Genomic DNA, 19,388 nt, shown 5'->3' on the forward strand with positions numbered 1-19,388 from the left:
TTGAGCATTCGAATATTAATTTAGATCAGTAAAATCTAGATTTTCTGTAAAAACTCTCATCTTCCACTTCATATTTTATTCCTTATAAATCAAACAGTTAGAAGTCTGACTTTTGCCTAGAACAATAATTTAAAATTATTTATTTTTTCCTTTATTTTCAATAACTTACATAGACAAAAACACCGTAAGTTATTTGCGATAAATCCTTATTTGATATAGACTTATCAATATAGATAAAAGAAGTTTCATTAATGAGGAAATGAAGATGCAAGAAAAGGAAGTGAAGTTACTTTTTAAAGCGGGCGTATTTGATTCTTGCCAAGCGATTCCTATCTCTATGGCGCGCGGATGGACTTTAAAATTTGTGACCAAACAGGACGAAATCATCACGCTAGATCTGCAGCGATCTAAATCAGAACGAGAGTTTAAGAGTCTTGATGGTGCCGCTGCTGTAGCAAAGCGAATTGGATTTGAATGGCTAAAAGTTCAGATCGGCGATCTTGAATGGCAAGAAAAGGTTAAATAGCAGGCATAAAAAAACCGCTTCAAACTGAAACGGCTTTTTCTGTGGAATGCATTAAGTGTTATTTATCTAATGCATCTTTAATCTTTTTGTCGGTCTGATATTGGCTCAATGCATACACAGACCATATTGCTGCTGGAATCCAGCCCACTAAGGTAATCTGTAAAATAAGGCAGACAATTCCAGCTATCGGGCGACCGATCGTAAAAAACTGTAGCCAAGGTATTAACAAAGCAAGTAACAAACGCATCTTTTATCTCCTTAGAATGCGGGAGTGGAGTACAGCAAACCATCAGCATAATGAGTTATGCCTTAATCGAAGCTGACCCTTAAAGCTCTACACGGCCGGCAGATAGCTCGTCTTCTGTCGGCTCCCGCACTTCGATTACTTCAACAGCATAGTTCAATTCAAGCCCAGCAAAAGGATGGTTCGCATCCACTGTCACTTCATCAGCATCGATGTTTGTGATGCCAACTAGCTGCAATTCACCTTTATCATCTTCCATCTGACACACCATGCCGACTTCCAACTGATCAAAGCCAGCAAAGGATTCACGACTAATTACCTGCACCTTAGCTTCATCACGCTGACCGTAACCTTGTTCAGGTGATAAAGTAACTTCAAACTTATCCCCAACTTCACGGCCTTCTAACGCCGCTTCTAGGCCAGGCACAATGTTTTTATGACCATGTAGATACGGAAGCGCTTCTCTATCACGAGAGTCATCCAACACATCACCAGCATTGTTTTTTAGCGCGTAGTGAAAAGACACTACCTTGTTGTTTTCTACTTTCATTTTTATCTCCGATTAAACCGCTAGTCTTTGCGACATCCAGCGGCCTAAAGCTTCTATCTCTTCAATCGCGACTTCATGACCGATTGGATACGCATTCCAACTCGGCTGATAATTCATATTTTCTAGGTTGGCATAAGCTTGCTCACCTAATTGAACAGGTACAACCTGATCCACCGTACCGTGAGCAACCCAGATAGGCAGTTCCTTATTGGCATCAGTGCGAGACGCTTCGATCTCTTCTTCTGTTGCCATGTAAGTAGACAGAGCAACCAGCCCCGCCAAAGGTTCAGCGAAGGTTAGCGCTGTCTGGTAAACAACGGCGCCGCCTTGAGAGAAGCCTACCAACAGGATTTTATCCGCTGGAATACCCTGAGCAATCTGCTCATTCACCAAGTTAGCAATTCGCTGACTGGATTTAAGCAGTGATGCTTTATCAACCTTACGGTCAATATTCATCTCTAAAATGTCATACCAAGCACGCATCTCCATGCCACCATTGACGGTAACAGGCATGATCTCAGCATGAGGGAAAAGAAACCTAACATTTAGGTTCTCTGGAATACGTAGGTAAGGAACAATAGGCTGAAAATCAAAGCCATCAGCACCTAGGCCATGCAACCAGATAACACAGGCTGTAGCTTCGCCTTGAGGCTCTACGCTAACTAAAGTTTGCTCTGTTTCTTGGCTCATGGCTGCAACCTCTCAATCTGCCACTCTTGATCAACTAAATTGAACTGGAAGCGATCATGTAAACGGCTCTCTCGGCCCTGCCAAAACTCAAAACGTGTAGGTTTAAGAATATAACCGCCCCATTCTGGTGGGTGAGGGATATCACCTTCTGGATATTGATCAGCAAGGTTCTGCACTGCTTGCTCCAAAGCTTCACGGCTTTCTACAGGGTGACTTTGGCAAGACGCAGCTGCACTCAAACGGCTACCTAGCGGACGCGCGTTGAAATACTGCTTCCCCTGTTCAAGGCTTAATTTTTCTACCTGACCACGGATACGCACCTGACGCTCTAAGCCATACCAATAAAACATGATTTCGGCTTGAGGATTTTCAGACAGGTCATCCCCTTTCTGACTACGGTAATCGGTATACCAAGCAAAGCCCTGCTCATCAAAATGCTTCAGCAACACGATCCTTGCAGCAGGCATTCCATCTTTAGAAGCTGTGGCCAATGTCATCGACGTCGCATCATCTGGAGATACCTCCAGTGCATCATCCATCCACTTGGCAAACTGTGCGACAGGATCTTTGATCAGATCGTCACGTCGCAGAGGCTGCGCCAGATATTCACGGCGTTCAGCCGTTAGGTCACCTTTATTCGTCATACAAGTCTCTTGCAAGAAAGGTTAATCAAGAAATGTGCTGCAACTATAGCACTAATCAAGGTCTCAAAAATACGTTTAACCCACTACCTAAATTTTGCTACAACACCCATCACATCAGCTCTATAGCTTTCTCCAAACAACAGCAGGTGGTTTAACAAATGCCATAAGTTGTACAAAGAGAATCGCTCTTTCCACCCAGAGTGCAGCGGTGCTATTTCCCGATAGGCGCTATATAAATCCGAACTAAAACCACCAAAGAGATCCGTCATCGCAAGGTCGGCCTCTGGCCACCCCCAATAGACTGCGGGGTCGATTAACACGGGTCTCCCCTGACTATTGGCAATCACATTTCCCGCCCATAGATCGCCGTGCAATAAAGCAGGTTCCTTCTCTGGTACTAGCTGTTTTAAGCGTTTATTGATCGACTCTATACCCTCAATCATCTCTTTATCAATAATCCCGCGGTCGTAACAGATACGCGCTAAGTAACCGAAACGGTGCTCAGCATAAAACTCAAAGCCATCTTTGAGCTGCGAATTAGGCTGTTCGGTTGGGCCACAAAAGGTGTTTTGGGGGAAGCCAAAGGAAGGAACAAGCATCTGATGCAAATGAGCCAACTGCCGCCCTAGGAGCTGATCAAAGTCTTCTGACTTGGGATATTGCTCAATAAACTCTAAGATCAATCCATCACGATCAAACCGAATAACCTTTGGTGTGGATAGCTCTGTACAAGCTGATAAAGCCTGTAACCCTGCAGCTTCAGCCTTAAACATTCTTTCGTTTGCCTGACTAACAGACTTTACGAAGAGCTGCTGACCATCACTCAGCACTACCCGTTTAGCCAAAGCAATACAGCCACCCGAGAGACGCTCTTCAGAATCGATTCTCAGCCATTGCTGTTCAACCCAGTTCTGCAAACTTTTCACTGTCGTCCAGCCTCCACTTGAATCGGCTATCCCTATACCTTTATAGTTTTAGGAACTTTACTACGCATCAATAAGGGATCCTATGCGTCTGTTGCTACTCTCTATGGTACTTATCTTTACCGCTGGTTGTATGGATAAAAATGCCAAACCGTTTGACGTTAAAAATCTAGCTAAATCCGATATCGATATGGTCGCGGATATCAATCTAAAAACCCTCCGCAAACTCAGCCGTGATCTGACCATTAAGCTCTATAAACGCAACCCTAAAGAGCTACAAAAAGTACCAGGCATGACGATAGAGAAGCGTTTAGAACAACTGTTCCCTATCACTCGTTTAGCTGATGGGTTCCCAGAACTTGGTCAGAAAGATGGGGCTGATGCAGTGCCTTTAGCATTTTCTGAAAACTATCAAGGTGATCGCGTGTTTGCCCTAATGGCAGGCGTTACAGGCATGCTAGACAAAGCCTATAACGGCAAGAAAGAGATCTTTATTCTGGATGAATTAGATCAACAGAAACTCTACAACTCTGCTCGTAATTTAGAATCTGTGGCTTGGCACCTGAATAACCGGAAAGATCCTCAAGGAAACTTGTACATTTTAAGTAATGGTATTTCAGAAGAAGGGATTACTAATTACAGCTACGAACGCATTTTAGGCAAGCTGATTGGAACGCAGGATTTGATGGCGGATGTAATTGCAGATAAAACAAACCGCACCATAAACCGTGTTGTTCATGGTGCGGCTTCTATGACGTTCTTCCCTATCTAGGCTGAGACTAGGAAAAGACGGTGGCTAAGAAAACAAGATTAGCCTTGTTCCATCTGTTTGATAAAGCGATCCGAGTCCGCGATCGCTTTTTCCATATCACGTACTAACAGATCAATATTGCTTTTGATGCCGCGATACTCGGCTTTAAGGGATCCTATCGCTTGAGCATTAAGGTTATGCTTTAGGAATAGCACATTGTCCTGTAGCGCGCTTAGCACCGGCGGCATACGCTTTTCTGCACGCTTAAGGGAGCGAAGTAACTCAGCGTAACGGACTTTCGTGCTGCGCAGTTTAGCCGCACTTTGATCTCTCAATTTACGGTTAGAGTACTTTGTCAGCTCCTCTTCCCACTCTTCAAATAGATCTTCAGACACCTGCTCTACTTTTTCGATACGCGCCGTAACATCCTCTGCCGCTGCAACGCTGTCATCGTACTCTCCTTGCAGACGGTTATAGACTGCATCCAGCTCACCGCCATTAAAGCTCACGACAGAACGAAACTGTTCTAAAGCGTCTTTAAACTGCTCTTGGGCGTCTTCTTGTGACTCACGCGCGTCTTCCACACGGTCGACCAAGATATCGCGCTTATGGATACCTACCTGCTCCATCGCAGAGTAATACGCACTCTGGCAGCCAACTAACGCAACCATCAGGATCGATAAAAAGCCTAACTTAACTTTGGAAATCATTTCTGTCCTTAACCACAGCTCTGTAGAGGGTTATTAATCATAATCTCAGCTATCTTATGATTGTTATTGAGGCATAGAGTGACATCTGCTCTTTGCGGCATCTCTTCTAACATATGACGTGTCAGTCGCTCATAATGCTGTATAAAGCTCTTAATCTGCTCTTCATCCATGATGCGCAGATGCTCCGTTGGCTGCTGCGTGTCGTAGATATATTTCACTCGCTCTGCGAGCTTTTTCTCTTGCAGAGAACGCCATTCAAATACTGCATCCATACTTGGCACTTTCAACATCACCAAGACATCAAGCATGGAATACAAAGCCTGATAAGGACCGCCCAACTGAGTATTAACGTAATCACGCCATTCTCCGTTAGGATCCTTCTCCTGCTCTAATTCATTGATCGCTTCCACCAGTTCGTCCGGCTTTTGCGGGTCGGCACCTACACACCAACCTTCTAGCACGATGACATCGGCCGGCCCAACCCACTCCTGCCATACTGACGCCTGACAGCGATCATCCGTCGATTTATCGAACACAGGGATTTTGGTCACACTCTCATCGGTACTGTTCTTAAGAGAGTTTAATATTTCGATACCTAGATCCACATCATGTGTGCCAGGTACCCCACGGGTACGAAGCAGAGGATGGATTGTTTCAGATAGTTCAACACGCTCATTGTAGGTTTTGTAGAGATCGTCGATAGAAAACCCGACAACCTTCAAACCAAACCCTTCGGTTAGAATGACTTCTAACAGATTGAATAGTGTAGATTTACCAGCACCTTGAGCGCCATTGATACCGATAACTAAAGGGCCATCTTTTTGGCGTTTACGACAAGTAATCCACGCACCCAGAGGCACATAGATCGCCTCAAACATGTCCACCAGACCGATATCTACTTTCAACGATTCCAATGTCGAAGCAAATGCCTTCTCTACCGCAGCAACAGCATCCTCACGCTCACGGTAACTCAAACACAACTGATCTTGGGGCCAGCGAGTTATTACGCCCATAGATAGTTCCTCTACGATTAATCTTTACGGTGTTCACGTAACCAGTTTTGCACTTGATGAATCTGCTCAGATTCCATCAAGGATGGCACGTGAGGGATACCCGGAATGGAGATTAGGTCTAGTTTATCGTTTGCCTGCATCTTACGCACGGTTTCTTCCTGCAAGACATCCGATTCTTCACCCCAAATAAGTAACTGCGGGATATTAATCGCCGACCATACCGGCCATAAATCCACACTCTCTGATGAAGCATCCGCAGTTGCTTGCGCAATCGCGGGGTCGTAATGAAGATGATAAACCTCATTTTCATCTAAGCGTGAACCATGCTTAGCAAGGTGGTGCCACTGTCGGTCCGACAGATGCTTAAAAGATTCATAGGTATCGCGCATATAGGCCTCAACCTCAGAAAGAGACTGAAACTGCTTATCACCAAGATACTCAGAGATGCGCTTAAGGGAGCTTGCGGGAACAAACGCTCCAATATCATTGAGCACTAGATGTTTGATTGGCGAGTTAGGCAGAGCAGCTAAGCACATGCCGATAATCCCACCCATGGAGGTACCAACCCAGTCCACCTTATCTACATTTAAACGCGCTAAAAGCGCTGTAATATCATTAAGATACTGAGGTATTCCATACACCTGCCCAGTAGGAAGCCAATCGCTTTCACCACGCCCAACAATATCAGGACAGATCACACGATAATCGCGAGACAATGCCAAGGCTAGCTCATCAAAGTCGCGACTATTACGTGCTAAACCATGCACACAGACGATCACTCGATCGTTCTCGGCACTTCCCCATTCGTGATACACCATCCGATGAAATCCAACAGGGTTTAAACAACGTATGCTATCCGTATGCATAGGGCCTCCTGATTTAAGCAATTTCAATAAGTTAGCATGCACACTAAAATTGTAAAGAAACGCAACAATTGCTGAACCTATAGATCATATTCAGCTACTATGTTCGTAAGTCACATTTCCACCTGAGCAATGGAAAATAATATGAGCAACACTACCTCATCTAGTTCATCTATTTGGATTAGGCGATTGATCCCTCTGATTATCTTTGCCTTCGCCTGCGGGGTCTTCTATTTCCTTAAAAGCACCAAACCTCAAGCTCCTTCGAAAAAGATCGAAGAGAAAGTCTGGAGCGTAAAAACGATCTCAGCAGAACCCAGTATCCATCAACCTAACCTCGTTCTGTATGGCAAAGTCGAATCACCACGCATGACCCATATCACCGCGGCGGTCACAGCTTTTGTCGAGCAGGTAGATACCGATGAAGGTAAAAATATCGCCTTGGATGAGGCACTCATTCAGCTCGACAGCAGTGATGCTCAACTGCTAGTCGCGCAGCGCCAAGCTGATGTCGATAGCTTTAAAGCACAGATTGATGCCGAAAAAATACGTTACCAAACTGATCAGAAATCATTAGCGATTGAGCAAAAACTGCAGCAGTTAAGCCTTAAAGCAGTTACCCGTTACCAAAACCTGATCAAGCGCAAAGTAAGCAGTCAGGATCAGCTCGATAGTGCACGCAGTGCTTATCATCAGCAGACCCTAGCGGTCACTCAGCGGGAACAAGCTATTGCTGACCACCCCAACCGTTTAGCTCAATTAGAATCGCAATTAAAACGCGCTACAAGCCTCTTAGATGCGGCAATATTGGACCTTGATCGCACCGCCATTAAAGCACCGTTTATAGGCCGGGTTGCTCGTTTACATGTGGCTCCAGGAGATCGTGTTCGCGCCGGTGATCCACTACTCGATCTATACAGTACCGATCGTTTAGAAGTGCGTGCTCAAATCCCCAATAGAGTGTTAGCTAACCTTCGCAATCGAGAAATAAACTCTGTCATTCAAGCTACCGCTCAGTTGGATGGACAGACGCTAAAGCTTGAACTTGATCGCATCGCTGCCGAAGTTGATGGTGGTCGTGCCGGTGTTGACGCCCTATTCAAAATCACCGACAAGCAGAATGTGCCGGAACCTGGCCGCTCCTTAGCAATCGCCGTAGAACTGCCTGCTGTAGAACAGACAATCGCGCTTCCACCGATGGCGCTTTATGGTTTAAACCGTATCTACCTGCTTAAAGATGGTCGCATGCAAGGACTCGACGTCGAACGCATTGGTGACAGTAGTGATCAACAAGGAAAACCTGTTGTGCTTATTCGTAGCACTCAGCTGGTGAGTGGCGATCAGATCATTACGACTCAGCTGCCGAACGCTATTTCTGGGCTTAGAGTTAAAGACGTAAACGCGCCCGAGGTAGTTGCATCGACTGGAGCGAAAGATGAATAACTACCAAGGCCCACTGCAAAACCTCACTGCGGTTTTCGCAAGTCATCGCGTTGCAGCCAATCTATTCATGATGCTGATGATTTTGGCCGGTATTTGGGGCCTGAATAAACTCAACACGCAGTTCTTCCCATCGTTTGAACGAGATGTGATTACTGTATCAGTACCATGGAGTGGCGCGGCTGCGGAGGATATTGAAAGTTCAATCGTACTGCCTGTTGAAGAATCGCTAAAATCCCTTACTGGCATAGAGACCTTATATTCAACTGCAATCCAAGGCTCTGCCTCGATTCGTATCGAGGTGGATGAAGACAGTGACGTTGATTACCTCTTAGATGAGGTAAAGCAAAAGATAGATAATGTCCGGAGCGAGCTACCTTCTGATATCAACGAGCCACTGGTACAACGTATCCTGCGCTATGAGCAGATTGCCAGCCTTATCCTTAGCTCTTCAAATGGCTCCATAGAAGAGCTTCGCCCTTTTGCACAGCGTTTTGAACAAGAGCTATTAGATCGAGGTATCAACAAAGTCGACTTTACCGGCTTACCGGAAAAACAAATTCAAATAGAACTACCTGCTGCCCAACTAAATGAGTTGGATATGACAATGATGCAGGTAGCCAATAGCATCCGTTTGCGCAGTTTAGATCTACCTGCAGGTACCGCCGCCAAGGGTGATGGTTCACGTCAGATCCGCAGTCTAAATCAGCAAAGAGATGTAGAAGGCTTCCGCCAACTGCCGATTATTACCGACAGTAATGGCCGATTAGTCAGACTTGGTGATATCGCTGATGTATCTCTAGGCACTAAAGACAATCAGGTTCTTTTAAAATACAAAGGCGAACCTGCGGTCATGATTCGCCTTCGTCGAACCGAAAATCAAGACACCCTAAAATCGGCGGATATTCTCAATAAATGGCTAGAGGAAACGCGTCCGACACTGCCATCAAACATCACTATGGTTACCTATGATGAGCGTTGGCAACCGGTTCAACAGCGTATCAATTTACTACTGAAAAACGGCTTAGGTGGCTTGATCCTCGTGATCGCCATTCTGTTTCTATTCCTAAATGCTCGCGTAGCGTTTTGGGTCACCATTGGTATCCCTGTCTCCTTTATGGCCACACTCGCCATCCTTTATGGTATTGGCGGCACCATCAATATGATCAGTCTCTTTGGCTTGATCATGGCACTGGGGATAATCGTAGATGATGCTATTGTGGTCGGGGAAGACACGCTAACCCACGTGCAACGTGGTGAGCCGGGATTACAGGCCGCCATCGGCGGTGCTCATCGCATGTTGGCTCCAGTTATGGCCTCATCCATGACAACCATCGCTGCCTTCTTGCCGCTACTTCTGATCGGTGGGCATATCGGCAGCATTCTTATTGATATCCCTACAGTGGTGATCTGTGTGATTCTGGCATCACTCGTTGAGTGCTTCCTAATTTTGCCAGGACACCTGCACCACAGCATCAAGAAAGCAGAAGACCTTCATCCTTCGAAGTTACGTATTCGCTTAGATGATGGCTTTAACCGTTTTAAAGATATCCACTTCCGTAAGCTGGTGAAGTTCGCGATCAAATACCGCGGAGCAACAATTGCTACTGCTTTTGCCGTTTTTATTATCGCTATCGGTTTAGTGTTAGGAGGACGGATCAAATTCACCTTTTTCCCGGCCGTTGAACGCGATGTAATGACCGCCAATGTTCAGTTTGTTTCGGGGACTGACTTTGCAGAAGTTGAGCGCTTTGTGCAGCATCTGGACGATACCTTAGCTGATGCCGATAAAGCCTTAGGTGGAGATAACATTAAAGTTGCCTTCCAACGCTTACGGAATGCCTCTTTCTCTAGAACTACCTCATCCAGTAGCCGTGGTGATGAATTTGCATCGCTATTGGTAGAATTTAATCCCGGTGATTATCGTAAATATTCCACCACTCAATTTAACAAAGAGTGGCGTAGCCGAATCCAAGTACCTGCAGGGGTAGAGAAATTCTCTATTGATGTCAGTACCAGTGGCCCACCAGGAAAGCCGATCGAGATAAAGCTATCTGGCACCGATATTCATGTACTTAAGCAAGCCTCTTTAGATCTTCAAGAGGTGCTAAAAGGTTATGTTGGCTTAAACAATATTGATGACGATCTCCCCTTCGGTAAATCGCAGCTGATCTACGCGCTAACACCTGCGGGGAAATCAGCAGGGATGACATTAGACAGCGTCGGCCGACAACTACGTACCGCCTTTGATGGTATGGAAGTGCAAAACTTCTATGATAATCGGGATGAAATTGAGGTCCGTATCCAACTGCCCAAAGAGGAACGCGATCGCCTTAGCAGCATAGAACAACTTCCAATCGTACTTCCTAACGGCGGTACAACGCCATTGAGTAATATTGTGACGTTTAGAGCGCAACAAGGCTTAGATACCTTAACTCGCGTAGATGGCAAACTTTCCATCAAAGTCACAGCAGATCTGGATGAAAGCGCAGCCAATGCAGATGAGATAATCGAAGACCTTAAAGCAGGCAAACTCGATAGCGTGTTAAGCCAATACGGCATCGAAGCCAGCTTTGAGGGTAAGAATAAGAGCCAACGTGAAACCCTGAATGATATGAAGCTAGGGCTTCTCCTCGCCCTTGTTCTGATCTTTATTATTCTGGCTTGGGTTTTTGCTTCTTACAGCTGGCCAATCGCGGTGATGCTAGCAATCCCTCTAGGGCTGACCGGTGCAATCTTAGGCCATGGCATTATGGGCTTAAGTTTGACCATTTTGTCCCTATTCGGCTTCTTCGGCTTATCCGGTATCGTCATCAATGACTCAATCGTTTTGGTAACGTTCTATAAGCAATTAAGAAAACAGGGACTGGCGATTGAAGAAGCTATAGAGGAAGCGGCCTGCCAACGTTTGCGTGCGGTACTGCTAACCTCGCTCACAACTATTGCAGGCCTAACACCGATTCTGTTTGAGACCTCTCTGCAAGCACAGTTCCTTATCCCGATGGCGGTATCTATCGTCTTTGGCTTGGCTTATGGCACATTGCTGATTCTTCTATTTGTGCCTGCAACACTGACCTATATCGAAAACATCCGTCAGTTTTTCGGCCTTAAAAGTCTAGATTTACCTGAAGAGCCTAGTCTACCCGAAGAGCTTGGCAAAGAGGCAAGCCCTCAGGTTACTAGTTAAGCTTGGATTTTATAAAGCTCTGCAAGCTTTCCGCAGCTTGGTCATCAATACTCAAGATGGCTAAGCCGTAGCGCATACAATGTTGAGATTGGCGCTGGTTGTACACCACTCGGCATAAGCAATGTACCGGCTGATTGTTTAAACCAAAATGGACATAGATCTCTAAGGGAGCACCGACAAAAGGCGGCTTCAACTGATTCATATCAGGCCCACCTTCAACCAACATTCCACCTAAACTGATGTTGATCAAAGTGACGTCGACAGAAACACCATCCTGAGTAGAAAGCTCTGCAGGTATATCCGTATTGATACGCGGATATATTCGTCTTTCGGTAGTCATAGAACCCTACCTTTTTTGTGATATCCATCAGCATAGTTCGGTTTGATCATATCTTCACACCTATTCAAAGCCATAAACTGCGAAATACCGCCTAAAATCTACAAAAGGTTATATTTTAAGGCGAAAAATTAGGTCTTAATCCTAGTGCTGTTCTCAGGTATAATTTTGCGCCTAATTTTGCTTCATCTTTTCATTAGTGAGCCCCGACTTGGGCACTTAAAGGACCCGTATGAATCGCGATCTGAGTCTGTTACAGCCATACCCATTTGAAAAATTGACTGCGCTGAAAGCGGAAGTAACACCGCCTTCGGATAAAGAGCACATCGCACTTTCTATCGGCGAACCTAAACACCCGTCACCACCATTCGTGGCGGAGTGCCTAATTGAAAACATGGGCAAGCTGGCAAACTACCCTACAACTAAAGGTTTGCCAGAGCTACGCCAAGCAATTGCCGACTGGTGTACTCGTCGCTTTAGCCTGAATGAAAACACGCTAACGGCTGACGATCACGTGCTGCCTGTTAACGGTACACGCGAAGCAATCTTCGCTTTCACACAAGCAGCAGTTAACCGCGCGCCTGACGCATTGGTGGTATCTCCAAACCCGTTTTATCAGATCTATGAAGGTGCGGCATACCTATCTGGCGCAGAGCCATATTACCTAAACTGCCTGCCAGAAAACGGCTTTATCCCTGATTACGACGCTGTACCGGAAGATGTATGGCAGCGCTGCCAGCTATTGTTCCTATGCTCTCCAAGCAACCCAACAGGTGCAGTAACTGATCTGGAAACATTGAAGAAGCTAATCGCGCTTTCTGATAAATACGACTTCATCGTGGCATCTGATGAGTGTTACTCAGAGATCTACCTAGACGAAGAAAACGCGCCAGTAGGTCTTCTACAAGCATGCGCAGAACTTGGCCGTGACGATTACAAAAACTGTATCGTTATGCACAGCCTATCTAAGCGCTCTAACCTACCAGGCCTTCGCTCGGGCTTTGTTGCAGGTGATGCAAAACTGCTAAAACCGTTCCTGTCATACCGTACATACCATGGCTGCTCTATGCCGATTCAGCATCAGCTAGCGTCTATTGCAGCATGGAACGATGAAGATCACGTACTCGATAACCGTGATCAGTACCGTCACAAGTTTGACAGCGTCATTCGTATCCTAGAGCCTGTACTTGAAGTTCAGCGCCCAGATGCAAGCTTCTACCTGTGGGTTAAAACGCCGATTGCTGATGACAAATTCGCACAAGGTTTGTTCGCTTCACAAAACGTAACTGTACTTCCGGGTAGCTACCTATCTCGCGAAACTGATGGCATCCTTCCGGGTGCGGGTTTTGTACGTATGGCACTAGTTGCAACCGTTGAAGAGTGCGTAGAAGCAGCAAATCGTATCCGCGAATACGTTGAATCACTTTAAGGCCGGAGATTAATCCCCATATGATTACTATGTATGGCATTCCTAACTGCGACACAATCAAGAAAGCTAAAAAATGGCTGGAAGCGAACGGTGTTGATTACCAGTTCCACGATTACCGCAAAAACGGCCTAGAAGAAGCACAGTTGAAAGCTTGGGTCGATGAGCTAGGTTGGGAACTACTGCTAAATAAGCGCGGTACGACATGGCGTCAGCAGCCAGACGAAGTTAAGAACAATATTGATGAAGCCTCTGCCATTGCGCTAATGCTGGAACACCCAGCAATGATCAAGCGTCCGCTTCTGGATACCGGAAGTGAACGCAAAGTAGGCTTTAAAGATACAGAATACGCAGCGCTTTTCAGCTAAGCGCGCTGCAACAACGTAACGAATTTTAAATTTTATATTTCTGGAGAATATCATGGCGAATTTTGCATTCGGTTTGGGTGTAGGCACTAAGTCCTCTGCTGGCGAACTGCTAGAAGTTTATTACAACGCACCACTGCTGAACGCAGACGATGCGATGGTTAACGCTGTTGCTGAAAAAGTTGGCTACACAGGTGGCAACGCTGCAATCGAAATCAAAGAAGCTCAGCTAAAAGATCTAGAAGCTGCATTCCTATCTGTAGGCGCTGAAGACCAAGCTGAAATCGTAGAGATCCTAGAAGGCACTCAACAGCCACTAGTGCTTTGCATCCTTGAGTCTGACGAGAATCCAACAAGCACTGCAGAAGCTTACCTAAAGCTTTCTCTTCTTTCTCACCGTCTAGTTCAGCCACACGGTATCAACCTAACTGGTATCTTCGGTCTTCTACCAAACGTTGCTTGGACTAACGAAGGCGCTGTATCTCTAGACGACCTACCAAAACGTCAGCTAGCTGCACGTGCTCAAGGCCGCGTACTAACAGTTAACTCTGTTGATAAATTCCCTAAAATGACTGATTACGTTGTACCTGCTGGTATCCGTATCGGCGATGCTTCTCGTGTACGTCTAGGTGCTCACGTAGGTGAAGGCACTACTGTAATGCACGAAGGCTTCGTAAACTTCAACGCTGGTACACTTGGCGTAAGCATGATCGAAGGCCGTATTTCTGCAGGTGTTGTTGTAGGTAACGGTTCTGACCTAGGTGGTGGTTGCTCTACTATGGGTACACTATCTGGCGGTAACAACGTTGTGATCTCTGTTGGCGAAAACTGTCTACTAGGTGCAAACGCAGGTCTAGGTCTACCACTAGGCGATCGTTGTACGTTAGAAGCAGGTCTATACGTAACTGCTGGCTCTAAAGTAACGATCCTTGATGATCAGAACAACGAAGTTAGCACGGTTAAAGCTGCTGAACTTGCTGGCAAGCCAGACCTATTATTCCGTCGTAACTCTCAGAACGGTCGCATCGAAGTTAAGACTAACAAGTCTGCGATTGAGTTGAATGAAGAGCTACACAAGCACAACTAAAAGCTGGCTCTAAGCTATTGCGCTTGCTTATTCAGCGTTGGAGCTTAGTTCGGAATGCTCATTTACTGTATGTAAACTCTGCTTCCTCACTAAGCTCCGCCTCGACTAAGCAGCGCTCATAACGCTTAGCTTCCAGCTTTAGCCTTTCTCCATATCACGCGTCATCCTAACGGAACCTCACTATGACTCAGCACCTCTCTCCAACAATTGAATTGGCCAAAGACCTAATCAGCCGCCGCTCTGTAACACCTGAAGACGCAGGCTGTCAGGATCTAATGATTGAACGCTTAGAAGCCCTAGGCTTCAAAATTGAACGCCTTCAATTTGAAGAGGTATCTAACTTCTGGGCTCGCCGTGGCGATTCCGGTCCAGTTTTCTGCTTTGCAGGTCATACTGACGTTGTTCCTTCCGGCCCTGAAGAGCGCTGGGAGTTTCCACCATTCGAAGCGCATATCGAGCAAGGTATGCTTTGCGGTCGTGGCGCAGCAGATATGAAAGGCAGCCTAGCGGCATTCATTACCGCGCTAGAGCGCTTTGTAGAACACCACCCTGATCACGATGGCTCTATCGCTCTTCTGATCACCAGTGACGAAGAAGGTCCATGGGTGAACGGGACGACTCGTGTAGTTGATCATCTTGAAGCACGTAACGAAAAGATCACTTGGTGTATCGTTGGTGAACCTTCAAGTACTGAGCACGTAGGCGATGTCATTAAAAACGGTCGTCGCGGCTCTCTTGGCGGCGCACTGACTGTTCGCGGTGTTCAAGGTCACGTTGCTTATCCACACCTAGTAAAAAATCCAATTCACATGGCGGCACCTGCATTGGCAGAACTAGCGGCTGAAGTTTGGGATGAAGGTAACGATTTCTTCCCACCAACAAGCTTCCAGATCTCGAATATCAATGGCGGTACAGGCGTAACTAACGTTGTACCAGGTCATGTGGATATCATGTTCAACTTCCGCTTCTCCACCGAAGTAACAGCGGATGAACTAAAAACTCGTGTTCGCGACATCCTAGACAAGCACAACCTAGAGTGGGATATCGATTGGACACTGTCTGGTAATCCATTCCTAACCGCTGAAGGCGATTTGGTAGAAGCCTGCCAGCAATCGATTAAAGCAATCACAGGTCAGGATACTGAGCTATCTACGTCTGGTGGTACTTCTGATGGCCGCTTTATCGCACCAACAGGTGCACAAGTGGTTGAGCTTGGTCCAATCAATGCGACAATCCACAAAGTGAATGAGCGCATCAGTTGCAAAGATCTGGATACCCTATCTGATCTTTACGAAAACGTTATGGCTCGCCTGCTGGTTAAGGACTAGTCATGCAACTCACTTGCCCTGTTTGTAAATCCTTGCTGGAACAGCAGGGCAAAAATATGCGCTGCGCGAACAACCACAGTTTCGATGCAGCGCGTCAGGGCTATTGGAATCTATTACTGGCCCACAAAAAGCGCTCTAAAGATCCGGGCGACAATACAGAGATGGTACAAGCCCGCCGTCAGTTTTTAGATGGCGATCACTATCAAGCACTCTCCGACCAGATCAATCAGCTTGCTTTAGACGAAATACAAGACACAGAGAACGCTCGTATTCTAGATATGGGCTGCGGTGAAGGTTACTATACAGACCGCCTCCACCAGCACCTGTCAGCCAACAATCAATCCGTTGAGCTCACCGGCTTAGATATCTCCAAACATGCTGTCAAAGCAGCCTGTACTCGAACTAAAGAGATTCAATGGTTAGTTGCTTCCGGTGCTGATACACCAGTACCAGATCAATCACTGAATCTTCAACTTGTGCTCTTTAGCCGTTTAATGCCTGAAGCACTGGCTAAACCAATGAAAGACGGCAGCAGCTTAATTGTTGCTTGGCCGGGTGCCGATCATCTGATCGAACTACGCAAACTGATCTACAGTGAGATTAGAGAGAGCCACTTTAATCCGGTTGAAACGCTAAAAGAGCAGTTCGAGTTATCTAAACAAGTAACGGTTAACTACCAATTTTCTCTCAATAGCTCAGAGCAGATCAGCACCCTATTGGCGATGACCCCGCACGGTCAGCGCCTCAAAGCTGAAGCACAACAAAAGATTATCGACCAAGAACAGCTAGACCTAACCCTAGATGTGAATTTGGGCGTATTTACCCGCTTATGAAGCAAACCCTGAAACGCTGGCTAAAACATAGAGCCGACAACCAACGCCAAAATTTAGTGATCTTTGGCATCGGCTTTGTCGCCTTCTTTGTCGGCGTACTTATCCTAGGCGCTGCCGAATTTGCATTGAAAAGCTCGGTTGCCCAAGAGATTCTTGCCCTGATTGGCTTGATCATCATAGTGGCAGGGATCATACTGGCGGCCGTAGGTTACCTTAGCCTCAGCGTACTACGTATCATCCGTTTTATTAGCGACGACAAAAATGACTGACACCCGACACCCTGATATCGAAATCTACGTAAAGAATCGCTCTTTTGATTCAATCACTAATTGGCTTCAGTCACATGCCGACCAACTGGATATCATCTCCTCAAAAGGCAATATCCACGAGCTGAGCCTGCGCTTCGGTGATCATTCCGTACCCGTCATGATCCACGAAAAAGTGGCTGGTAAAGCATGGGCTAGCGTATGGCTGAAATCAGATAAAAGTCCTTGGGCGCAAGACCTAGACTGCGCACATGCAGCTTCTTCAGAAATGGACACACAAGTTCGAAGCATTGCTGGCGGCTGGAACGACGGCGATGATCCAGATGAATACTGGAAAGTAGAAGCGGGGGAAGCAGAAAAGATTCAGTGGCGTACTTAAGCACCTGAATTAGTAACTAAATTAAGCTGCCGTACGGATCTGTGAACGGGAGCTTTCAATCTCATCGATCATCAACTGACCGGTCGACATCAACGCAACCTTAGCGTACTCATCTGACGATAATTGCTGCAGACGTGGCGTATTGCTATGGCTATGTAGATAGCCATTCACATAGGCAAAATCACCCACTAAACCGTCATGCACGGCCATATTCAGTCGCTCTACAACCTGACTATCATGTAACTCATTTGGATCAGGGTATTTGGACTGAGTTTCCGGTAAACGAAACTCTGCATCCGACACAGCAGGCACTGAATCCGGCTTCATTAACTGCTGGTTAGAATGGATCAAACTTAGCAGCATAGAGAACTGCGCACCACTACCACTCTGAACCGCTTGGCTCAGATTGGAGGTATAGCCCTCTATTCGAGTTTGAATCTGTTCTGTACGCATAAAGCCTATCTACAACCGGAAGTAACAATCTAGTGTTGAAACTAGTGACGACTGTATCGGCAAAACGCTAAACTTCTTTACTGAAAATCACAGAAAAATTAGAGAAAAACCACCATGGGAAGATGGCGCCCCCCTCAACCTCGAAGCTCTAAATACATTACAGCCGAAGGCTATAAAGAGCTGAACGACGAACTGAAATATCTTTGGAAGGTAAAACGCCCTGAAATTACCCAATCGGTAAAAGAAGCTGCCGCTCAAGGGGACCGCTCCGAGAACGCAGAATATATCTACGGTAAAAAGCAGCTGCGCGAAATTGACCGCCGCGTTCGTTACCTTTCCAAACGCTTAGAAGATATGGTGGTAGTAGACCGCGCCCCAGCCCCAGATAAACGCGATACCGTATTTTTCGGCGCTTGGGTTACACTGCTAGATGAAGAGGATGAAGAAAAACGCCACCGCATCGTCGGCCCTGATGAGATAGGCGCAGGCTCTGATTACATCTCTATGGATTCCCCCCTCGCAAAGCTATTGCTGAAAAAGCAGCTTGGCGAAGAGGTCTGTTTACAGAAACCTGACGGCAGCGAAGTTTGGTACGAGATAACCAAGATCGAGTACGCCTCCTCTTGATCTAAAGCCTAAAGCGATTCAGCCCACTCATCGCGCGTGATTTTGAACAATACGTGTTCGTACAGTGGGCTTTCCGATGGCACAGCAGGGTGGTTGAAGTTTTCCCCAGTATCACGCAAACCCAAACGTGTCATTACCGCTTGAGAGCGTAAATTCAGCGCCGCCGTAAACGAAACCACCTCATCAAGCTCCAACTCGGCAAACGCAAACTCCAGCGCCTTCTTAGCCGCCTCAGTCGCGTAGCCCTTACCCCAAAACGCTTTACTTAATCGCCAACCCACCTCAACACAAGGCGTAAAAGGCAGCTCAACTAAAGGGCTATTCAAACCAACAAAACCAATAAACTGACCAGAAGCCCTCTCCTCAACAGCCCATAACCCCCAACCATTCACATCGATACGACGCTGCAGTTCAGTCGCCAATGCATCATTCTCTTCACGGGACAGCGTACTTGGGAAATACTCCATCACATCAGAGTCAGAATTGATCTGCTCGAAGAACGGTAGGGAATCAGCTTCACGCCAAGAGCGTAGAATCAGTCGTTCGGTAGATAGGATTTGCATGATTACTTATGATTTAAGAGAGCAAAGAAAATTTGGTGTGTCTGCTTTCGACACAAAGCGGACATCAGATCCAACCTCGGCTAACCACATATTTCTGTAAACCAACCTCCGGAATCTGATTTCGAGTATAGGTATTGGTGAATAGTACCGCTAGGATTAATTACCGGTACTTCTTTATCTCAA

Annotated in this window: 23 protein-coding genes; 12 read left to right on the forward strand and 11 right to left on the reverse strand. The window is 46.3% G+C overall.

The features are described from left to right. Positions 1-265 precede the first annotated feature (265 nt). On the forward strand, positions 266-526 hold the full coding sequence (locus ACMXYO_RS13945) for a hypothetical protein (protein WP_415882326.1): 261 nt from the start codon (positions 266-268) through the stop codon (positions 524-526). A 58-nt stretch (positions 527-584) separates the two neighbouring features. On the opposite strand, the gene ACMXYO_RS13950 is transcribed toward ACMXYO_RS13945, so the two are convergent. The 5 genes from ACMXYO_RS13950 to ACMXYO_RS13970 form a co-directional block, all read right to left on the reverse strand. Continuing rightward, complete coding sequence (locus ACMXYO_RS13950; RefSeq protein WP_415882327.1) at positions 585-773, reverse strand: YqaE/Pmp3 family membrane protein; 189 nt, start codon at positions 771-773, stop codon at positions 585-587. A 79-nt stretch (positions 774-852) separates the two neighbouring features. Next, positions 853-1,320 carry an FKBP-type peptidyl-prolyl cis-trans isomerase gene (locus tag ACMXYO_RS13955; RefSeq protein ID WP_415882328.1) on the reverse strand — a complete coding sequence of 156 codons (468 nt, stop codon included), beginning with the start codon at positions 1,318-1,320 and terminating at the stop codon, positions 853-855. 12 nt (positions 1,321-1,332) lie between these two features. Further along, on the reverse strand, positions 1,333-2,010 hold the full coding sequence (locus tag ACMXYO_RS13960) for an alpha/beta hydrolase (protein WP_415885701.1): 678 nt from the start codon (positions 2,008-2,010) through the stop codon (positions 1,333-1,335). Then, a complete protein-coding gene (gene pdxH, locus ACMXYO_RS13965; RefSeq protein WP_415885702.1) occupies positions 2,007-2,654 on the reverse strand; it encodes a pyridoxamine 5'-phosphate oxidase in 648 nt (215 codons plus the stop codon). The genes ACMXYO_RS13960 and pdxH overlap by 4 nt, the downstream gene beginning before the upstream one ends. An 83-nt stretch (positions 2,655-2,737) precedes the next feature. After that, entirely contained in the window at positions 2,738-3,580 is an 843-nt protein-coding gene (locus ACMXYO_RS13970; protein ID WP_415885703.1) for a fructosamine kinase family protein, read from the reverse strand. Between the two features lie 82 nt (positions 3,581-3,662). On the opposite strand from ACMXYO_RS13970, the gene ACMXYO_RS13975 reads away from it, so the two are divergent. Continuing rightward, positions 3,663-4,349 (forward strand): hypothetical protein, encoded by a 687-nt coding sequence (locus ACMXYO_RS13975; protein WP_415885704.1) that lies wholly within the window; start codon positions 3,663-3,665, stop codon positions 4,347-4,349. A 38-nt stretch (positions 4,350-4,387) separates the two neighbouring features. Here the strand turns inward: ACMXYO_RS13975 and ACMXYO_RS13980 are convergent, their stop codons facing one another. The 3 genes from ACMXYO_RS13980 to ACMXYO_RS13990 are packed head-to-tail and all read right to left on the reverse strand — an operon-like array spanning position 4,388 to position 6,917. Next, the gene (locus ACMXYO_RS13980; RefSeq protein WP_415885705.1) at positions 4,388-5,038 is read right to left on the reverse strand and encodes a DUF2959 domain-containing protein; all 651 of its coding nucleotides are present in this window, start codon (positions 5,036-5,038) and stop codon (positions 4,388-4,390) included. Positions 5,039-5,046: 8 nt separating this feature from the next. Further along, positions 5,047-6,051: a hypothetical protein gene (locus ACMXYO_RS13985; RefSeq protein ID WP_415885706.1), complete on the reverse strand. Its 1,005-nt coding sequence runs from the start codon at positions 6,049-6,051 to the stop codon at positions 5,047-5,049. Positions 6,052-6,068: 17 nt separating this feature from the next. Then, entirely contained in the window at positions 6,069-6,917 is an 849-nt protein-coding gene (locus ACMXYO_RS13990; RefSeq protein ID WP_415885707.1) for an alpha/beta fold hydrolase, read from the reverse strand. A 141-nt stretch (positions 6,918-7,058) separates the two neighbouring features. Here ACMXYO_RS13990 and ACMXYO_RS13995 point away from each other — a divergent pair, with 141 nt between their 5' ends. Continuing rightward, positions 7,059-8,357, forward strand: a complete 1,299-nt coding sequence (locus tag ACMXYO_RS13995; RefSeq protein WP_415885708.1) for an efflux RND transporter periplasmic adaptor subunit — start codon at positions 7,059-7,061, stop codon at positions 8,355-8,357. After that, positions 8,350-11,541 carry an efflux RND transporter permease subunit gene (locus tag ACMXYO_RS14000; RefSeq protein WP_415885709.1) on the forward strand — a complete coding sequence of 1,064 codons (3,192 nt, stop codon included), beginning with the start codon at positions 8,350-8,352 and terminating at the stop codon, positions 11,539-11,541. The genes ACMXYO_RS13995 and ACMXYO_RS14000 overlap by 8 nt, the downstream gene beginning before the upstream one ends. Here the strand turns inward: ACMXYO_RS14000 and ACMXYO_RS14005 are convergent. After that, entirely contained in the window at positions 11,534-11,881 is a 348-nt protein-coding gene (locus ACMXYO_RS14005) for a PilZ domain-containing protein (RefSeq protein ID WP_415885710.1), read from the reverse strand. The genes ACMXYO_RS14000 and ACMXYO_RS14005 overlap by 8 nt on opposite strands. A gap of 229 nt (positions 11,882-12,110) precedes the next feature. Here ACMXYO_RS14005 and dapC point away from each other — a divergent pair, with 229 nt between their 5' ends. From dapC to ACMXYO_RS14040, 7 genes are all read left to right on the forward strand, one after another. Then, positions 12,111-13,307, forward strand: coding sequence for a succinyldiaminopimelate transaminase (dapC, locus tag ACMXYO_RS14010; RefSeq protein WP_415885711.1), 1,197 nt, complete (start codon positions 12,111-12,113; stop codon positions 13,305-13,307). Between the two features lie 20 nt (positions 13,308-13,327). After that, positions 13,328-13,672 (forward strand): ArsC family reductase, encoded by a 345-nt coding sequence (locus ACMXYO_RS14015; protein ID WP_415885712.1) that lies wholly within the window; start codon positions 13,328-13,330, stop codon positions 13,670-13,672. Between the two features lie 52 nt (positions 13,673-13,724). Next, positions 13,725-14,756 carry a 2,3,4,5-tetrahydropyridine-2,6-dicarboxylate N-succinyltransferase gene (dapD, locus tag ACMXYO_RS14020; protein ID WP_415885713.1) on the forward strand — a complete coding sequence of 344 codons (1,032 nt, stop codon included), beginning with the start codon at positions 13,725-13,727 and terminating at the stop codon, positions 14,754-14,756. A gap of 182 nt (positions 14,757-14,938) precedes the next feature. Next, entirely contained in the window at positions 14,939-16,084 is a 1,146-nt protein-coding gene (gene dapE, locus ACMXYO_RS14025; RefSeq protein ID WP_415885714.1) for a succinyl-diaminopimelate desuccinylase, read from the forward strand. A 2-nt stretch (positions 16,085-16,086) separates the two neighbouring features. Continuing rightward, on the forward strand, positions 16,087-16,917 hold the full coding sequence (locus tag ACMXYO_RS14030; RefSeq protein WP_415885715.1) for a putative RNA methyltransferase: 831 nt from the start codon (positions 16,087-16,089) through the stop codon (positions 16,915-16,917). After that, the gene (locus ACMXYO_RS14035) at positions 16,914-17,186 is read left to right on the forward strand and encodes a hypothetical protein (RefSeq protein WP_415885716.1); all 273 of its coding nucleotides are present in this window, start codon (positions 16,914-16,916) and stop codon (positions 17,184-17,186) included. The genes ACMXYO_RS14030 and ACMXYO_RS14035 overlap by 4 nt, the downstream gene beginning before the upstream one ends. Then, the gene (locus ACMXYO_RS14040; protein WP_415885718.1) at positions 17,179-17,562 is read left to right on the forward strand and encodes a hypothetical protein; all 384 of its coding nucleotides are present in this window, start codon (positions 17,179-17,181) and stop codon (positions 17,560-17,562) included. The genes ACMXYO_RS14035 and ACMXYO_RS14040 overlap by 8 nt, the downstream gene beginning before the upstream one ends. A gap of 21 nt (positions 17,563-17,583) precedes the next feature. Here ACMXYO_RS14040 and ACMXYO_RS14045 read toward each other — a convergent pair whose 3' ends face one another. Beyond that, positions 17,584-18,015 (reverse strand): hypothetical protein, encoded by a 432-nt coding sequence (locus ACMXYO_RS14045; protein ID WP_415885719.1) that lies wholly within the window; start codon positions 18,013-18,015, stop codon positions 17,584-17,586. 114 nt (positions 18,016-18,129) lie between these two features. Between ACMXYO_RS14045 and greB the strand changes: the two genes are divergently transcribed. Then, the gene (gene greB / locus ACMXYO_RS14050) at positions 18,130-18,642 is read left to right on the forward strand and encodes a transcription elongation factor GreB (RefSeq protein WP_415885720.1); all 513 of its coding nucleotides are present in this window, start codon (positions 18,130-18,132) and stop codon (positions 18,640-18,642) included. 8 nt (positions 18,643-18,650) lie between these two features. Here greB and ACMXYO_RS14055 read toward each other — a convergent pair whose 3' ends face one another. Continuing rightward, on the reverse strand, positions 18,651-19,205 hold the full coding sequence (locus ACMXYO_RS14055) for a GNAT family N-acetyltransferase (protein WP_415885721.1): 555 nt from the start codon (positions 19,203-19,205) through the stop codon (positions 18,651-18,653). Between the last annotated feature and the right edge of the window lie 183 nt (positions 19,206-19,388).

The organism is Neptuniibacter sp. QD37_6, from assembly GCF_047778085.1.
In the GTDB taxonomy this organism is placed as follows: Bacteria; Pseudomonadota; Gammaproteobacteria; order Pseudomonadales; family Balneatricaceae; genus Neptuniibacter.

What these genes read in the sequence shown, in the direction of transcription:
- ACMXYO_RS13945 (WP_415882326.1), top strand. Translation starts at nt 266, where the DNA reads ATGCAAGAAAAGGAAGTGAAGTTACTTTTTAAAGCGGGCGTATTTGAT.
- ACMXYO_RS13950 (WP_415882327.1), bottom strand. Translation starts at nt 773, where the DNA reads ATGCGTTTGTTACTTGCTTTGTTAATACCTTGGCTACAGTTTTTTACG.
- ACMXYO_RS13955 (WP_415882328.1), bottom strand. Translation starts at nt 1,320, where the DNA reads ATGAAAGTAGAAAACAACAAGGTAGTGTCTTTTCACTACGCGCTAAAA.
- ACMXYO_RS13960 (WP_415885701.1), bottom strand. Translation starts at nt 2,010, where the DNA reads ATGAGCCAAGAAACAGAGCAAACTTTAGTTAGCGTAGAGCCTCAAGGC.
- pdxH (WP_415885702.1), bottom strand. Translation starts at nt 2,654, where the DNA reads ATGACGAATAAAGGTGACCTAACGGCTGAACGCCGTGAATATCTGGCG.
- ACMXYO_RS13975 (WP_415885704.1), top strand. Translation starts at nt 3,663, where the DNA reads ATGCGTCTGTTGCTACTCTCTATGGTACTTATCTTTACCGCTGGTTGT.
- ACMXYO_RS13980 (WP_415885705.1), bottom strand. Translation starts at nt 5,038, where the DNA reads ATGATTTCCAAAGTTAAGTTAGGCTTTTTATCGATCCTGATGGTTGCG.
- ACMXYO_RS13985 (WP_415885706.1), bottom strand. Translation starts at nt 6,051, where the DNA reads ATGGGCGTAATAACTCGCTGGCCCCAAGATCAGTTGTGTTTGAGTTAC.
- ACMXYO_RS13990 (WP_415885707.1), bottom strand. Translation starts at nt 6,917, where the DNA reads ATGCATACGGATAGCATACGTTGTTTAAACCCTGTTGGATTTCATCGG.
- ACMXYO_RS13995 (WP_415885708.1), top strand. Translation starts at nt 7,059, where the DNA reads ATGAGCAACACTACCTCATCTAGTTCATCTATTTGGATTAGGCGATTG.
- ACMXYO_RS14000 (WP_415885709.1), top strand. Translation starts at nt 8,350, where the DNA reads ATGAATAACTACCAAGGCCCACTGCAAAACCTCACTGCGGTTTTCGCA.
- ACMXYO_RS14005 (WP_415885710.1), bottom strand. Translation starts at nt 11,881, where the DNA reads ATGACTACCGAAAGACGAATATATCCGCGTATCAATACGGATATACCT.
- dapC (WP_415885711.1), top strand. Translation starts at nt 12,111, where the DNA reads ATGAATCGCGATCTGAGTCTGTTACAGCCATACCCATTTGAAAAATTG.
- ACMXYO_RS14015 (WP_415885712.1), top strand. Translation starts at nt 13,328, where the DNA reads ATGATTACTATGTATGGCATTCCTAACTGCGACACAATCAAGAAAGCT.
- dapD (WP_415885713.1), top strand. Translation starts at nt 13,725, where the DNA reads ATGGCGAATTTTGCATTCGGTTTGGGTGTAGGCACTAAGTCCTCTGCT.
- dapE (WP_415885714.1), top strand. Translation starts at nt 14,939, where the DNA reads ATGACTCAGCACCTCTCTCCAACAATTGAATTGGCCAAAGACCTAATC.
- ACMXYO_RS14030 (WP_415885715.1), top strand. Translation starts at nt 16,087, where the DNA reads ATGCAACTCACTTGCCCTGTTTGTAAATCCTTGCTGGAACAGCAGGGC.
- ACMXYO_RS14035 (WP_415885716.1), top strand. Translation starts at nt 16,914, where the DNA reads ATGAAGCAAACCCTGAAACGCTGGCTAAAACATAGAGCCGACAACCAA.
- ACMXYO_RS14040 (WP_415885718.1), top strand. Translation starts at nt 17,179, where the DNA reads ATGACTGACACCCGACACCCTGATATCGAAATCTACGTAAAGAATCGC.
- ACMXYO_RS14045 (WP_415885719.1), bottom strand. Translation starts at nt 18,015, where the DNA reads ATGCGTACAGAACAGATTCAAACTCGAATAGAGGGCTATACCTCCAAT.
- greB (WP_415885720.1), top strand. Translation starts at nt 18,130, where the DNA reads ATGGGAAGATGGCGCCCCCCTCAACCTCGAAGCTCTAAATACATTACA.
- ACMXYO_RS14055 (WP_415885721.1), bottom strand. Translation starts at nt 19,205, where the DNA reads ATGCAAATCCTATCTACCGAACGACTGATTCTACGCTCTTGGCGTGAA.